Source organism: Streptomyces geranii (assembly GCF_002954775.1).
Lineage (GTDB): Bacteria > Actinomycetota > Actinomycetes > Streptomycetales > Streptomycetaceae > Streptomyces > Streptomyces geranii.
This window is the reverse complement of the sequence record NZ_PJME01000003.1, coordinates 285013-298707: the sequence shown is the minus strand read 5'-3', so window position 1 is coordinate 298707 and position 13695 is coordinate 285013. Positions and strand designations below refer to the sequence as shown.

At 70.9% G+C, this 13695-nt stretch carries 13 protein-coding genes; 10 read left to right on the top strand and 3 right to left on the bottom strand.

The features are described 5' to 3' along the window. From CW359_RS06290 to CW359_RS06270, 5 genes are all read left to right on the top strand, one after another. The gene (locus CW359_RS06290) at positions 1-426 is read left to right on the top strand and encodes a roadblock/LC7 domain-containing protein (protein ID WP_006377390.1); all 426 of its coding nucleotides are present in this window, start codon (positions 1-3) and stop codon (positions 424-426) included. Position 427: 1 nt separating this feature from the next. Further along, the gene (locus CW359_RS06285) at positions 428-784 is read left to right on the top strand and encodes a DUF742 domain-containing protein (RefSeq protein ID WP_105968748.1); all 357 of its coding nucleotides are present in this window, start codon (positions 428-430) and stop codon (positions 782-784) included. Continuing rightward, the gene (locus CW359_RS06280; RefSeq protein WP_105968747.1) at positions 771-1376 is read left to right on the top strand and encodes a GTP-binding protein; all 606 of its coding nucleotides are present in this window, start codon (positions 771-773) and stop codon (positions 1374-1376) included. The genes CW359_RS06285 and CW359_RS06280 overlap by 14 nt, the downstream gene beginning before the upstream one ends. A 111-nt stretch (positions 1377-1487) precedes the next feature. Continuing rightward, positions 1488-2333 carry a dolichyl-phosphate beta-glucosyltransferase gene (locus CW359_RS06275; protein WP_105968746.1) on the top strand — a complete coding sequence of 282 codons (846 nt, stop codon included), beginning with the start codon at positions 1488-1490 and terminating at the stop codon, positions 2331-2333. Continuing rightward, positions 2330-4528, top strand: coding sequence for an ArnT family glycosyltransferase (locus tag CW359_RS06270; RefSeq protein WP_105968745.1), 2199 nt, complete (start codon positions 2330-2332; stop codon positions 4526-4528). The genes CW359_RS06275 and CW359_RS06270 overlap by 4 nt, the downstream gene beginning before the upstream one ends. A 58-nt stretch (positions 4529-4586) precedes the next feature. Here CW359_RS06270 and CW359_RS06265 read toward each other — a convergent pair whose 3' ends face one another. Beyond that, positions 4587-4790, bottom strand: coding sequence for a hypothetical protein (locus CW359_RS06265; RefSeq protein WP_105968744.1), 204 nt, complete (start codon positions 4788-4790; stop codon positions 4587-4589). A gap of 54 nt (positions 4791-4844) precedes the next feature. Then, positions 4845-5999, bottom strand: a complete 1155-nt coding sequence (locus CW359_RS06260; RefSeq protein WP_105968743.1) for a M20 family metallopeptidase — start codon at positions 5997-5999, stop codon at positions 4845-4847. Between the two features lie 282 nt (positions 6000-6281). Between CW359_RS06260 and CW359_RS06255 the strand changes: the two genes are divergently transcribed. From CW359_RS06255 to CW359_RS06235, 5 genes are all read left to right on the top strand, one after another. After that, positions 6282-7325: a LacI family DNA-binding transcriptional regulator gene (locus tag CW359_RS06255; RefSeq protein ID WP_105968742.1), complete on the top strand. Its 1044-nt coding sequence runs from the start codon at positions 6282-6284 to the stop codon at positions 7323-7325. A gap of 115 nt (positions 7326-7440) precedes the next feature. Continuing rightward, positions 7441-8829 (top strand): ABC transporter substrate-binding protein, encoded by a 1389-nt coding sequence (locus tag CW359_RS06250; RefSeq protein WP_105968741.1) that lies wholly within the window; start codon positions 7441-7443, stop codon positions 8827-8829. After that, positions 8829-9710: a carbohydrate ABC transporter permease gene (locus CW359_RS06245; RefSeq protein ID WP_105968740.1), complete on the top strand. Its 882-nt coding sequence runs from the start codon at positions 8829-8831 to the stop codon at positions 9708-9710. Before CW359_RS06250 ends, CW359_RS06245 begins: the two co-directional genes overlap by 1 nt. Further along, on the top strand, positions 9707-10651 hold the full coding sequence (locus CW359_RS06240) for a carbohydrate ABC transporter permease (RefSeq protein WP_105968739.1): 945 nt from the start codon (positions 9707-9709) through the stop codon (positions 10649-10651). The genes CW359_RS06245 and CW359_RS06240 overlap by 4 nt, the downstream gene beginning before the upstream one ends. 58 nt (positions 10652-10709) lie before the next feature. Then, positions 10710-12854, top strand: coding sequence for a beta-galactosidase (locus CW359_RS06235; protein ID WP_105968738.1), 2145 nt, complete (start codon positions 10710-10712; stop codon positions 12852-12854). A 64-nt stretch (positions 12855-12918) separates the two neighbouring features. Here the strand turns inward: CW359_RS06235 and CW359_RS06230 are convergent, their stop codons facing one another. Then, positions 12919-13680, bottom strand: a complete 762-nt coding sequence (locus CW359_RS06230; RefSeq protein ID WP_198655107.1) for an SDR family NAD(P)-dependent oxidoreductase — start codon at positions 13678-13680, stop codon at positions 12919-12921. Between the last annotated feature and the right edge of the window lie 15 nt (positions 13681-13695).

The window sequence follows — 13695 nt, the reverse complement described above, 5'->3', positions numbered from 1 at the left end:
ATGACACGCCCCACCCCCGCCACGCACACCGAGCTCGACCAGCTGCTCACCGGACTCGTGGACCGGGTAGCCGAGGTGAACCACGCCGTGGTGCTCTCCGAGGACGGACTGGTCGTCAGCAGGTCCACGGCGTTCCTGCGCGACGACGCCGAGCGGCTGGCGGCGACCGCGTCCGGGCTGATGAGCCTCAGCAAGGGCGTCAGCATGGACTTCCGTGGCGGTCCGGTGCGCCAGGCGCTGATCGAGATGCGCAACGGCTACCTGATCCTCACCGCGGCCGGTCCCGGCGCCCATCTCGCGGTGCTGACCAGCCAGGGAGCGGACGTCGGGGTGGTGGCGTACCAGATGAACATGCTGGTGAAGAAGATCGGTGAGCACCTCAGCGCGGCCCCGCGCGCGGGGGTCGTCGGCGCGGCCGGCGAGTGAGGTGAGCGGAAGCGACGCGGCCGGCCGTCTCGTACGGCCGTTCACGCTCACCGGCGGGCGGACCCGGCCCAGCCGCGCCGACTTCACGCTGATCACGTCGGTGACGGCGGTGGAGCCGCAGCCCGACGGCGGCAAGCGGCCCCAGCCCGAGCACGCTCGGATCCTGCGGCTGTGCGCACGTCCCGTCGTGGTGGCGGAGCTGGCGGCCCATCTGGACCTGCCGGTGAGCGTGGTCGTCATCATGCTGTGCGATCTGCTGGAGGCGGGCCGGATCACCGCCCAGTCCCCGCGGCAGATCTCGCGCACCACGGACATGGACCTGCTCCAGAAAGTGAGGGACGGCCTTGGCCGGCTCTAGCGCGACCGCGAACGGGACCTCGGCGCCCGACACGGTCAAGATCCTCATCGCCGGCGGCTTCGGCGTGGGCAAGACGACGATGGTCGGCTCGGTCAGCGAGATCGTGCCCCTGCGCACCGAGGAACCGCTGACCGCGGCCGGCCTCGGCATCGACGACCTGGACGGCATCGAGGAGAAGAAGTCCACCACCGTGGCCCTCGACTTCGGCCGCATCACCCTCAGCCACGAGCTGATCCTCTACCTCTTCGGTACGCCGGGCCAGCAGCGCTTCTGGTTCATGTGGAACGACCTGGCGATCGGCGCCCTGGGGGCCGTGGTCCTCATCGACGTGCGCCGGCCGGAGTCGAGCTTCGCGGCGATCGACTTCTTCGAGCGCCGGGACATCCCCTTCGTCGTCGGCGTGAACGGCTTCCACGGGGAACATCCGTACGAGCCGGACGAGATCCGGGAGGCCCTGGCACTGCCGGAGCGCACCCCGGTGCTGCTGTGCGACGCCCGGGACCGGGAGTCGTGCCGGGACGTCCTGATCGCGCTGATCGACCAGTTGATCGCGTCCGCGGCGGCGGGCGGTGGGAGCGCGCACACAGCCTGAGATCACGTGTCACCGGCCGCCCCTGTGGGCAACCTGTGAGTCCGCTGATTCTCATTCCTCGCTCAGAGTCGCCTCAGGGTCGCCCCAGATACGGCCCCGATCGTCACTGGCATGAACGAAACGAACGCGAGGGGCGTCCGGCAGCGTTCGGTCGAGATCGTGGTGCCGGTGTACAACGAGGCGCACGTACTCGCCGAGAGCATCGGCCGTCTCCACGCCTACCTCGAAGCCTCCTTCCCGTTCCCGTTCCGCATCACGGTCGCGGACAACGCCAGCACCGACGCCACCTGGCAGGTCGCGACCGACCTGACGCTCCGCCTCCCGCACGTCCACGCGGTCCACCTGGACGCGAAGGGCCGGGGCCGCGCGCTGAAGCACGTGTGGCGGAACTCCACGGCCGACGTGGTCGCGTACATGGACGTCGACCTCTCCACGGGCCTCGCGGGCTTCCTCCCGCTGGTGGCCCCGCTCCTGTCCGGCCACAGCGACGTGGCCATCGGCAGCCGCCTGCACCGCCAGTCCGACGTGGTGCGCGGCCCGAAGCGCGAGTTCATCTCCCGCTCGTACAACGCCCTGTTGCGGCTCGGCCTCGCGGCCCGCTTCTCGGACGCCCAGTGCGGTTTCAAGGCGGTCCGCACGGACGTCTTCCGGGCGCTGGCCCCGCACATCGAGGACAACGCCTGGTTCTTCGACACCGAGTTGCTGGTCCTGGCCCAGCGCAACGGCCTGCGCATCCACGAAGTACCGGTCGACTGGGTCGACGACCCCGACAGCCGGGTCGACATCGTCCGCACCGCCCTCGACGACCTCAGAGGCGTACGCCGGATGCTGCGCGCCGGCGTCACCGGCCGCACCCGGATTCCCGTACCGCGTCGCGTACCCGCGCAGCGCCCCGTAGGCGCACCCCAGCACGTCACCAGCAGCAGCCCCGCCCCCAGCTTGGAGTACGCGTCATGACGACCCTCGCCCCGCCGCCGACCCGCGACAGCGCACCCGCGCCCCACCACCGCGCCGAACCCCCGGCCTCCGGCGGCGGTCTCGCGGCCCGCGCCAAACGCCTGTTCACCGGCGCCCCCGAGGACCCGGCCTGGACCCGCCCCACCCTCTGGGGAATCCTGATCCTCGCCACGGCGCTGTACGCCTGGAACCTCTCCTCCATCACCGGCAACACCTTCTACGACGCGGCCGTGTACAGCGGCACGAAGAGCTGGAAGGCCTTCTTCTTCGGGGCGTTGGACTCCGGCAGCTTCATCACCGTCGACAAACCCCCCTTCGCGCTCTGGGTGATGGGCCTGTCGGCCCGCGTATTCGGTTACGGCACCTGGCAGTTGATGCTGCCGATGGTCGCGGTCGGCACGGCCTCGGTGGCCCTGCTGTTCCGCATGGTGAAGCGCGACTTCGGCCCGGTGGCGGCGACCATCGCGTCCCTGGCCCTCGCCCTGACCCCGATCACGGTGGCGATCACCCGGGACACGAACCCGGACCCGATCCTGGTCTTCCTGATGCTGCTGGGCGCGGCGGCCCTGATGAAGTCGGTGCGCACCGGACGCCTGATGCCGCTGGTCTGGTCGGGCGTGGCGATCGGCTTCGCCTTCAACACCAAGATGATGCAGGCGTACGTCGTCCTGCCGGTCTTCTTCCTGGTCTACCTCTGGGCGGCGAACGCGAGCCTGGGCAGGCGCATCCGCAACCTGGCCGTCGGCACGGTGGCCCTCGTGGTCTCCTCGGCCTGGTGGATGGTGGTCGTCGACCTGATCCCGGCCTCCTCCCGCCCCTACATCGGCGGTTCGACCGACAACACGGTCTGGGACCTGGTCATCGGCTACAACGGCTTCGGCCGGATCTTCGGGGCGAGTTCGTCGGTCGGCTCGGCGGGCAACGGCGCGAGCTTCGGCGGTACGGCGTCCGTCTACCGCATGTTCAACGAGATCATGGGCGGCCAGATCTCCTGGCTGATCCCCTTCGCACTGATCGCCCTGATCGCGGGCCTGGTCCTGCGCGGCCGTGCCCCCCGTACGGACGCCAAGCGCGCGGCGCTGCTGCTCTGGGGCGGCTGGTTCGTCCTGCACTACCTGACCTTCGCCCTCGCCGAGGGCACCTTCCACCCGTACTACGTCACGGCCATGGCCCCCGGAATCGCGGCCCTGGCGGGCGCCGGCGGGGTCATGCTCTACCGCGCCTTCCGTGAGGGTACGGCGGCGAAGTGGGCCTGGGTGCTCCCGCTGGCCATCGCGGCGAGCGCGATCTGGGCGGTCGTCCTGCTCCAGCGGGTGTCGGGCTCCGGCACCCTGTACACGGTCGCGGAGATCATCGTGGCGGTGGCAGGCACCCTGTCCGTCGCGGGCCTGCTGATCGGCCGCTTCAGCAAGCGGCACCGTCTGATGGGCATCGCGGCACTGGCCGCGGTGGTCGCCCTGCTCGCAGGACCGGCCGCCTACTCGGTCTCGGCCGCGACCTCCAGCACCAACGGCACCAACCCGACGGCCGGCCCCAGCACAGGCGGCGGAATGGGCGGCGGCATGGGTGGCGGCGGCGGTGCTCCGCAGGGCTCCAGGGGTACGAGCGGCAGCAGCGGTACGAGCGAGAGCGACGGCCAGTCCATGGGGACGCCCCCGTCGGGCAACACCTCGTCCTCCAGCGGGAGTTCGGCGGAGGCGGGCACCGAGTCGGGCACCCGTCCGAGCGGTGACGGCGGAGGAACCGCCGGTGGCGGTGGCGGTGGGATGGGCGGCGGCACCCAGGTGTCGTCGGACATGATCACGTACCTCAAGAAGCACCAGGACGGCGCCACTTGGCTGCTGGCGGTGGCCACCGACCAGACGGCGTCCTCGATCATCCTGGAGTCGGGCCAGCCCGTGATCTCGATGGGCGGCTGGTCGGGCAGCGACAACGCGATGACCCTGGCCAAGCTCAAGAGCCTGGTGAAGGCAGGCAAGTTGCACTACATCATCGTGAGCAGCGACAGCGGCCAGGGCACCAGCTCCGAGATCGCGAACTGGGTGAAGGAGCACGGCACGGCAGTCGACTCCTCGGAGTACAGCACCGGTTCGACGAGCAGCTCATCGACCTCCACGTCGACGTCCACGTCCACCTCGACGTCCACGTCGACCAGCAGCGGCCTCTACCGCCTGGACGCCTCCGACGTCAGCTGATCGATCCCCGTCCCCCCAGGGCGGGCCGCCGGACACCCGGCGGCCCGCCCTTCGTTCGTCACAGGCAGTACCGGACCGTCCACTCGTCCTCGTTGTACGCGTTCCGCGCCGGGTCGGGCACCGAGGCGGGCTGCCCGGCGGTCATGTCCTCCAGGCGGATCCGCTCGGGCAGTCGCCCGAAGCGCGTGTGCCGCACCGCCTCGGCGGTCCCGGCGGTCTCCGTGGCCCTGACGCTCTCCGTGGTCTGCGCTTCGTAGGTCATCCCGGTCCCCGATCACTAGAGCCGACTGCTCCTCCAGCGTACGTGCGGGGCCGGCTATTCCCCGTGGGCCACGAGCAGCCCCGCCAGCAGCGCCGTACGGGCCGGCACGTGTTCGAGCAGCACATGCTCGCCGCGGGCGTGCGCGCCCCCGCCCACCGGGCCGAGGCCGTCCAGGACCGGGCGGCCCAGCGCGGAGACGAAGTTGCCGTCGCTCGCCCCGCCCACGCCCGTCTCACGGACCGTCAGACCGAGCCCCGCCGCCACCGACTGCGCCTGTTTGAACAGGAGTTGGGAGGCCGGCGTCGGCACCATCGCCGGGCGGTTCCAGTCGCCGGAGACGGTCACCCGTACCCGGGGGTCGGAGGCCGTGAGGGCGGCCAGTTCGGTGTCGATGCGGACCGCCTCGGCGGGGTCGGCGATGCGTACGTCGATCCCGCAGCGGGCGTGTCCGGCGATGACGTTGCGTCCCGTACCGCCGCTGATCACACCGACGTTGACCGTCGTGCCGTGTTCGCGTGAGCCCAACTCCGCGATCCGCGTGACGAGTTCGGCGAGGGCGTGCACGGCGCTCGCGCCGCCGTAGGGGTCCAGGCCCGCATGGGCCTCCACGCCCGCCACGGCCACCTCGAAGAGGCCGACGCCCTTGCGGGCCGTCTTCAGGTCGCCGTCCGGTCCCGCCGCCGGTTCGCACACCAGTGTGGCCGCCGCGTGCTCGCTGAGCCGCTCGATGTGCGGCCGGGAGAAGGGGCTGCCGATCTCCTCGTCGCCGTTGAGGAGCAGCCGTACCGTCGGGCGCGGCAGGTTCCGTTCGCGCAGCAGGCGCAGCGCCCAAACGGCCTGCACCAGGCCGCACTTCATGTCGAAGGCGCCCGGCGCGCTCACCCGGCCGTCGTCCGTCACGGTGAACGGCCACTCGGCGAGGGTGCCGGCCGGCCACACGGTGTCGTAGTGGGCGAGCAGCAGCACCTCGGTGTCCGAGGTGCCCCGGTGGAGGAGTTCCAGGACGTCTCCGTGCTCGCCGCCGTCATGCCGCACGGTCTCGTCCGGTGGGCCGAGGCGCCGGTGCGCCCAGTCCTCGATGGCGGCGAGCCCGGCGGACAGCAGCTGCTTGTCGTCGCTGGGGGTCTCGTGCTCGACGAGGGTGCGCAGGTCGTCGGTCATCTCGGGCAGTGCGGTACGGGCCAGGGACTCGATGTCGGGCAGGGACACGGGCGGCTCTCCTCGGGACGACGGCGCTACGACGCGGCAAACCCCGTAGCTACCCAGAAAGCGGTCGGATCATGGACGCCCGGCCGGCGGAGGGGTGTCCGGCGCTGTCGTACCGGGGTCGTAGGGCCGCCGTACGACCCTGGTACGACACCGGTGCGACAGCGCTGTCCGAGTCAGGAAAGTTACGCCGGGATTGCGCGAACCCTTGACGTGCCCCGTCTGACTGCGTAGATATGACTGCGCAGTCATGACAGCGCAGTCAGATATCCGCGAGGAGTCGCCGTGACACGACAGACAGGACGGGGTGCGGCCTCGTCGACGCCCCGCAGTGTCGACGTGGCACGGCTCGCGGGTGTCTCCCAGAAGACCGTGTCCCGGGTCCTCAACGGCGAGCGGTACGTCTCCGAGGACGTACGCCGCCGGGTTCTCCAGGCCGCCGAAGACCTCGGCTACCGGATGAACAACGCGGCCCGGGCGCTCGCCTCCGGGCGGACGAGGTCGATCGGCGTGGTGACGCTGGGTACCGCCCTGTACGGGCCCGCGTCACTGCTGATGGGCATCGAGCGCGCCGTCCGGGACACCGGGTACGCGCTGCGGGTCGTCAACACGGTCGAGGGCGACCCGGCGGGCGTCGCCGGCGCCGTCGGCTCGCTCCTCGAACAGGGGGTGGACGGCATCGTCGTCTCCGAGCCGATCGACGAGGGCACGAGCATGGCGGAGCTGTCCGTCGACGTACCGGTCCTGGTCATCGGGGCGCCCTCGCCCTTCGCCACCGCCCACCCGGTCACCTCGGGCGGCGGGGCGGATCTGCTCACCCGGGCCGCCACCCAACACCTGCTGGATCTCGGCCATCTGACGGTCCATCACCTCTCCGGACCGCCGCGCTGGTTCGCGGCCAGGGACCGGCTCGCCGCCTGGCGGGCCGCCCTCGCCGCCCATGGCGCGTCCGAGCCGCCCGTCGTCGAGGGCGACTGGTCGGCCGCCTCCGGCTACGCGGCGGGCCGCCGGCTCGCCGCCGATCCCTCGGTGACCGCCGTGTTCGCCGCCAACGACGACATGGCGATCGGACTGATCCGGGCGCTGGCGGAGGCCGGACGGCGGGTGCCGGACGACGTGAGCGTGGTCGGGTTCGACGACATCCCGGTCGCCGCCTACGTCACCCCGCCGCTGACCACCGTCAGGCAGCCGTTCGACGCGGTGGCGCAGGAGGGCCTCAAACGCCTGCTGCACGCCATCGAGAACCCGGACGCGGACCCGCTGCCGCCGAGCGACCCACCGGTCGACCTCGTCGTACGGTCCTCCACCGCACCCCCGCCCCACCGGTAGCCGCACCCACCGCAGCACCAGCACCGCAGCCACACCCCTGAAGAGGCAGGTCAGCCCCACCTGCCGCCTCCCCCAGTCCTCCCATCACGTCCTTTCGTCCTGGCCGGAGTCCACCATGCCCAGAATCCCCGCCTCCCCCGCTGCCCTCAGCCGCCGTCTCCTGCTCACCGCGGCCGGTGCCGCCTCGCTCGGCGCGGCCCTCACCGCCTGCGGCGGGGGTGGCTCCGACAGCGGCTCGTCCTCGTCTAAGCCGGTCAGCCAGGCCGACATCGACAAGGCGATGACGACCCCGACCGAGCTGACCTTCTGGACGTGGGTCCCGGAGATCGCCGCCGAGATCGCCCTGTTCGAGAAGAAGTACCCGGCGATCAAGGTCAAGGCCGTCAACGCCGGTCAGGGCACCCCGGAGTACACCAAGCTGCGTACCGCGCTCAAGGCCGGCAGCGGCGCCCCCGACCTGGTGCAGATCGAGTTCCAGGCGATCCCGACCTTCACGATCACCGACAGCCTGCTGGACCTGCGCCCGTACGGCGCCTCCGCCCTCAAGTCCCAGTTCGTGGACTGGACCTGGAGCCAGGTCAGCGGCAGCGACGGCGAGGTGTGGGCGATCCCGCAGGACACCGGCCCGATGGGCATGCTGTACCGGCAGGACATCTTCGACAAGCACGGCATCGAAGTCCCCGAGACCTGGGACGAGTTCGCCGAGGCCGCGCGCAAGCTGCACAAGGCCGACCCGGACGTCTACCTCACCAACCTCGCCGCGAACCAGGTCGCCGCGTGGCACGGCCTGTTGTGGCAGGCGGGGTCCAAGCCGTACGTCACCTCCGGCAAGAGCGACATCACCATCAGCGTCGACGACGCGGTCTCCAAGAAGCTCGGCGCGTTCTGGGGCGCCCTCGCCCAGGAGGGCGTCATCGGCGTCGAGCCGGACTTCACGGACTCCTGGTACGCCGCGCTCAACAAGGGCAAGTACGCCACCTGGATCGTCGGCGCCTGGGGCCCGGCCTTCCTCTCCGGCTCGGCCAAGGACACCGCGGGCAAGTGGCGGGCGGCCCCGATGCCGCAGTGGGACGCCGCCAAGCCGAGCGCCGGCAACTGGGGCGGCTCGACGACCGCCGTGATCCGCTCCACCAAGAACCCCATCGCCGCCGCCGAATTCGCCAAGTTCCTCAACAGCGACCCCGAGAGCGCGAAGCTGTTCGCGACGAAGCAGTTCTTCTTCCCCGCCACCAAGGCCCTGCTCGCGGACGCGAGTTTCAGCGGCGCCACCCCCGCCTTCTACGGCGGCCAGAAGGTCAACGAGGTCTTCGCCGGCATCAGCGCCCAGGTCGACCCCTCCTTCCAGTGGCCGCCCTTCCTCGACCAGGTCGCCACCGACTGGACGGAGACCGTCGGCCTGTCACTGGCCCGCAAGACCGACACCGTCGCCGCGCTCGCCAGTTGGCAGACCCGGATCACCACGTTCGCCAAGAAGCAGGGCTTCACGGTGAAGGCGGCCACCTGATGTCCAGACTCCTCGCACGACCACGGTCGGCGGGCCCGCTGTTCATCGCCCCCTTCATGGTCCTGTTCCTCCTGCTCTTCCTCGCCCCGCTGGGCTACGCGGCCTATCTGAGCCTGTTCCAGGAGAAGTTGGTCGGCGGCACGTCGTTCGTCGGCCTGGACAACTACCTCGCCGCGGTCAAGGACCCCCAACTCCGCGAGGGTGTCGTCCGGGTGGCGACCTTCTTCGTGATCCAGGTCCCGGTGATGCTGCTGCTGGCCCTGCTCTTCGCGCTCGCGCTGGACAGCGGCCTGCTGCGGCTCGCCAAGGTGATCCGGCTGGGCATCTTCGTGCCGTACGCCGTGCCGAGCGTGGTCGCCACCCTGATGTGGGGCTACCTCTACGGCCCGGACTTCGGCCCGTTCGCCCAGCTCAGCGACAAACTGAGCCTGCCGGCCCCGCACTTCCTCACCGACAGCTGGATGCTCGGCAGCCTCGCGAACATCGTCACCTGGGAGTTCGTCGGCTACAACATGATCATCCTGTACGCGGCCCTGCGGACCATCCCGACCGAGTTGTACGAGGCCGCCGCACTGGACGGCGCGGGCTCCTGGCGGATCGCCTGGTCCATCAAGATCCCGGCGCTGCGGCCCGCGTTGACGCTCACCCTGCTCTTCTCGGTGATCGGCAGCTTCCAGCTCTTCAACGAGCCCAGCCTGCTGATGAAGATCGTCCCGGACGTCATCGACAGCTCGTACACCGCCAACCTCTACGCCTACACGCTCGCCTTCACCAGCCAGCAGATCAACTACGCGGCTGCGGTCTCCTTCCTCCTCGGCCTGGTCATCGTGGTCATCTCGTACGCCTTCCTGCTCACCGCCAACCGCAGGAGGCCCGCGTGACCACCACGACTCCCCCCGCGAGCAACGTCGTTCCCACGTCCGACAAGGCACCCGAAGCCACCGGGAACGGCAAACGACGCGGGCGCCCGTCCCGCCGCCGCAGCACGCCCCTGACGATCGCCATGCTGGCGGTGCTGGCCTACTTCCTCCTCCCCCTCGTCTGGCTGCTGATCGCGTCGACGAAGAGCACCCAGGGCCTGATCAACAGCTTCGGCCTGTGGTTCGACGACGCCCCGCAGCTGCTGACGAACATCCGCGATACCTTCACCCAGGACGACGGCGTCTTCCTGCACTGGCTGCTCAACACCCTGCTGTACGCCGGTGTCAGCGCCGTCGGCGCCGCGCTGCTGGCGGCTGCGGCGGGGTACGGGTTCGCCAAGTTCCGGTTCCGCGGGAACGGCGCCGCCTTCAACCTCGTACTCGGCGCGGTCATGGTGCCGGCGACGGCGCTCGCCATTCCGACCTATCTGCTGTTCGCGAAGGTCGGGCTGGTGAACACCCCGTGGGCGATCATCCTGCCCTCGCTGGTGAGCCCGTTCGGGCTGTATCTGATGCGGGTCTACGCGCAGGACGCGGTGCCCGACAGCATCCTCGAAGCCGCCCGGATGGACGGGGCCGGGGAGTTCCGGATCTTCTTCCTGATCGTGCTGCGGCTGCTGGCCCCGGGTCTGGTGACCGTGCTGCTGTTCACGCTGGTGGCGACCTGGAACAACTACTTCCTGCCGCTGATCATGCTCAACGACTCGAGTCTGTACCCGATCACGCTCGGGCTCTCCTCCTGGGCCGCCCAGGCGCAGAACGGCGGGGCGGGTGCCAGCAGCGACATGCTCGCGCTCGTCGTGACCGGGTCGATGATCTCGGTGATCCCGCTCGTCGTGGCCTTCCTCATGCTCCAACGGTACTGGCAGAGCGGCCTGGCCACCGGCGGGGTCAAGCAGTAACTGCCCACCCGGCCAACCGGGTTGCCCAACTCCCCTTTCCTTCCTGGAGGTTGACTTCATGGCGGTTCTGCCCGCCCGCGTCCTCTTCGGCGCCGCGTACTACCACGAGTACCAGCCCACCCACGGCCCCGACTACCGTCCCGGCGAACAGCTCAAGGCGGACCTCGACCTGATGGCCGACGCCCGGTTCACCGTGATCCGGGTCGGCGAGTCGGTGTGGTCGACGTGGGAGCCGGAGAGCGGGCACTTCGACCTCGACTGGCTGGAGCCGGTGCTGGACGGCGCCCATGAGCGCGGTATCGCCGTGGTCCTCGGGACACCGACGTACGCCGTGCCGCCGTGGCTGGCCCGGCAGTACCCGGAGATCACCGGCGAGCGGGCCACCGGGCAGCGGATCGGCTGGGGCGCCCGGCAGGAAGTGGACTTCACGCACCCCGCGTTCCGCTTCCACGCCGAGCGGGTGATCCGGAAGATCGTCGCCCGGTACGCCGGCCACCCGGCGGTCATCGGCTTCCAGGTCGACAACGAACCCGGCAACGAACTCCTGCACAACCGGGGCGTGTTCGAGCGCTTCGTCGACCATCTCCGGGCGAAGTACGGGGACGTCGAGACCCTGAACCGCGAATGGGGCCTGGTCTACTGGTCGCACCGGCTGTCCACCTGGGCCGACCTGTGGACCCCGGACGGCAACATCCAGCCCCAGTACGACGTGGCCTGGCGGGAGTTCCAGGCCCTCCAGGTCACCGAGTTCATCGGCTGGCAGGCGGACATCGTCCGGGAGTACGCGAACCCGGACCAGTTCGTCACCACCTGCATCTCCTACACCCGCCCGGCGGTGGAGGACGAGGAGCTGACCGTCCGGCTCGACATCGCCTCGGGCAACCCGTACTACGTCATGCAGGACGGCCTCGCGCTCCCCGACCGTACGCCGGACGCGCACGCGCAGCGCTGGCGGACGACGGGCGTCTGGTCCCTCTACCAGACCGCCGACTGGATGTTCTCCTCCAAGCAGGCCCCGTTCCTGGTCACCGAGACGAACGCCTCGTCGATCGGCGAGCCGTGGCACAACCGCCCCGCGTACGACGGCCAGTGGCGCCAGGCCGCCTGGGCGCTGGTCGGGCGCGGGGCCAGGATGATCGAGTACTGGCACTGGCACACCCTGCACTTCGGCGCCGAGACCTACTGGGGAGGCGTCCTCCCGCACAGCGGCCGGCCCGGCCGGACGTTCGCCGAACTGGCCCGGCTGGGCGCCGAGTTCGACACGGCGGGCCCGCTGGTCGCCGGTCTGGAACCGGACGCCGACATCACGCTGGTCTACTCGACGCCCAGCAAGTGGCTGATGCAGAAGTACCCGCCGCTCGCGACGGCCGACGGCGGCCCCGACGACACCGCCTACCAGCGGATCTTCGACCCGTTCTACCGGGGCGCCTTCGACGCCGGCCGCCAGGTCCGCATCGTGCACGCCCGCCAGCTCCACGACCCGCGCGGCGAACGCGCGGGCCTGTCCCCCGAGGAGGCCGTGGTCCGGCACCCGGTCCTGGTCGTCCCGGCGCTGTACGTCGTCGACGACACGACCCTCGACTGGCTCGCCGCGTACGCCCACGCGGGCGGCCATCTGGTCCTCGGCCCGCGCACGGCGTACGCCGACCACGAGGCCCGGGCCCGCCACGAACCCGCCCCCGGGCGGCTGGTGGACGCGGCGGGCGTCACCTACGACGAGTTCAGCAACCTCACCGACGCGATACCGGTGCGTTCGGTGCCCGGCGGCCCGCTCCGACTCCCGGAGGGCGCCACGGCGTCGCACTGGGCCGACGGTCTCACCGTGACGGACGCCGAGCCGCTGGTGACGTACGAGCACCCGCACTTCGGCCGCTGGCCGGCCGTCACCACCCGCCGCCACGGCGCGGGGCAGGTGACGTACGTCGGTACGGTCCCGGGCCGCGACCTGGCCCGGGAGCTGGCCACTTGGCTGACCCCGGCCGCCCGCAGTGCCTGGGGCGAACTGCCGGAGTCGGTCACGGCGACGACCGGTACGGCGGAGGACGGGCGGCGCGTGCACATCGTCCACAACTGGGGCTGGGAGCCGGTGCGCGTACCGGCGCCGGCCGAGCTGACGGACGTACTGAACGGCGGCGGTCCGGTCCCGGCGGGCGCCGAAGTGGAGCTGGGCGCCTGGGATGTACGGGTGTTCACCGCCAACTGAGCACAACCGAAGGCCTGTTGACGTCCCCCGGCGTCAACAGGCCTTCGTGGTGGGCGACATCCGGTCAGAGCAGCGAGTAGCCGCCGTCGACCGTGATCGTCGTACCGGTGACATAGGCCGAGGACTCGGAGGCCAGGAAGAGGTAGATGCCGGGGAGGTCGTCGGGGGTGCCCCAGCGGCCCAGTGCCGTGTGCTCGACGATGCCACTGTCGCGCTCCGCGCTGCGCCGCCAGTGTGCGCCGAGCCCGGTGTCGAACCAGCCGAGGGCCACCGTGTTGACGGTGATCCCGCGCGGCCCCAGCTCCTGGGCCAGCGCCCCCACCAGGGACTGGACGCCGCTCTTGGACGCCGAGTACGCGGCGAGGCCGCCCTTGGGCCGGTCGCCGAGCACGGAACCGGTGACGATGATCCGGCCGCCGGCGCCCATCACGGCCGCGCCCGCCCGGGCTCCGAGGAACGTCCCGGTCAGGTTGACGTCGATGACCTCCCGCCAGGCATCCGCGCTGGTGTCGGTCACGGCGGCGACCCCGGGCGAGACCCCGGCGTTGCAGATCCAGGCGTCCACAGCGCCGTACCGCTCGACCATGGCCTCGGCGACGGACTCGTTGAAGCCCTCGTCGCGCACATCGCCCGCGAGGACGAGGGGGTCGCCCTGGAGCGTCCCGGCGACCTCCTTGAGCGCGTCCTCGGAACGGGCCACGAGCCCCAGCCGGGCTCCGGCCGCGTCGAAGGCCTGCGCGAGCACCCGGCCCAGACCACGGCCGGCCCCGGTGATCACGACGCGTCGGCCGGCGACGTCGGCGCTCCCGGCGGGTGTTGACGGCATTCCGTCCTCCATGAA

Excerpts from the sequence above, each read along its gene's own strand:
- CW359_RS06290 (WP_006377390.1), top strand. The coding sequence starts at position 1 with ATGACACGCCCCACCCCCGCCACGCACACCGAGCTCGACCAGCTGCTC.
- CW359_RS06275 (WP_105968746.1), top strand. The coding sequence starts at position 1,488 with ATGAACGAAACGAACGCGAGGGGCGTCCGGCAGCGTTCGGTCGAGATC.
- CW359_RS06270 (WP_105968745.1), top strand. The coding sequence starts at position 2,330 with ATGACGACCCTCGCCCCGCCGCCGACCCGCGACAGCGCACCCGCGCCC.
- CW359_RS06265 (WP_105968744.1), bottom strand. The coding sequence starts at position 4,790 with ATGACCTACGAAGCGCAGACCACGGAGAGCGTCAGGGCCACGGAGACC.
- CW359_RS06250 (WP_105968741.1), top strand. The coding sequence starts at position 7,441 with ATGCCCAGAATCCCCGCCTCCCCCGCTGCCCTCAGCCGCCGTCTCCTG.
- CW359_RS06245 (WP_105968740.1), top strand. The coding sequence starts at position 8,829 with ATGTCCAGACTCCTCGCACGACCACGGTCGGCGGGCCCGCTGTTCATC.
- CW359_RS06235 (WP_105968738.1), top strand. The coding sequence starts at position 10,710 with ATGGCGGTTCTGCCCGCCCGCGTCCTCTTCGGCGCCGCGTACTACCAC.
- CW359_RS06230 (WP_198655107.1), bottom strand. The coding sequence starts at position 13,680 with ATGCCGTCAACACCCGCCGGGAGCGCCGACGTCGCCGGCCGACGCGTC.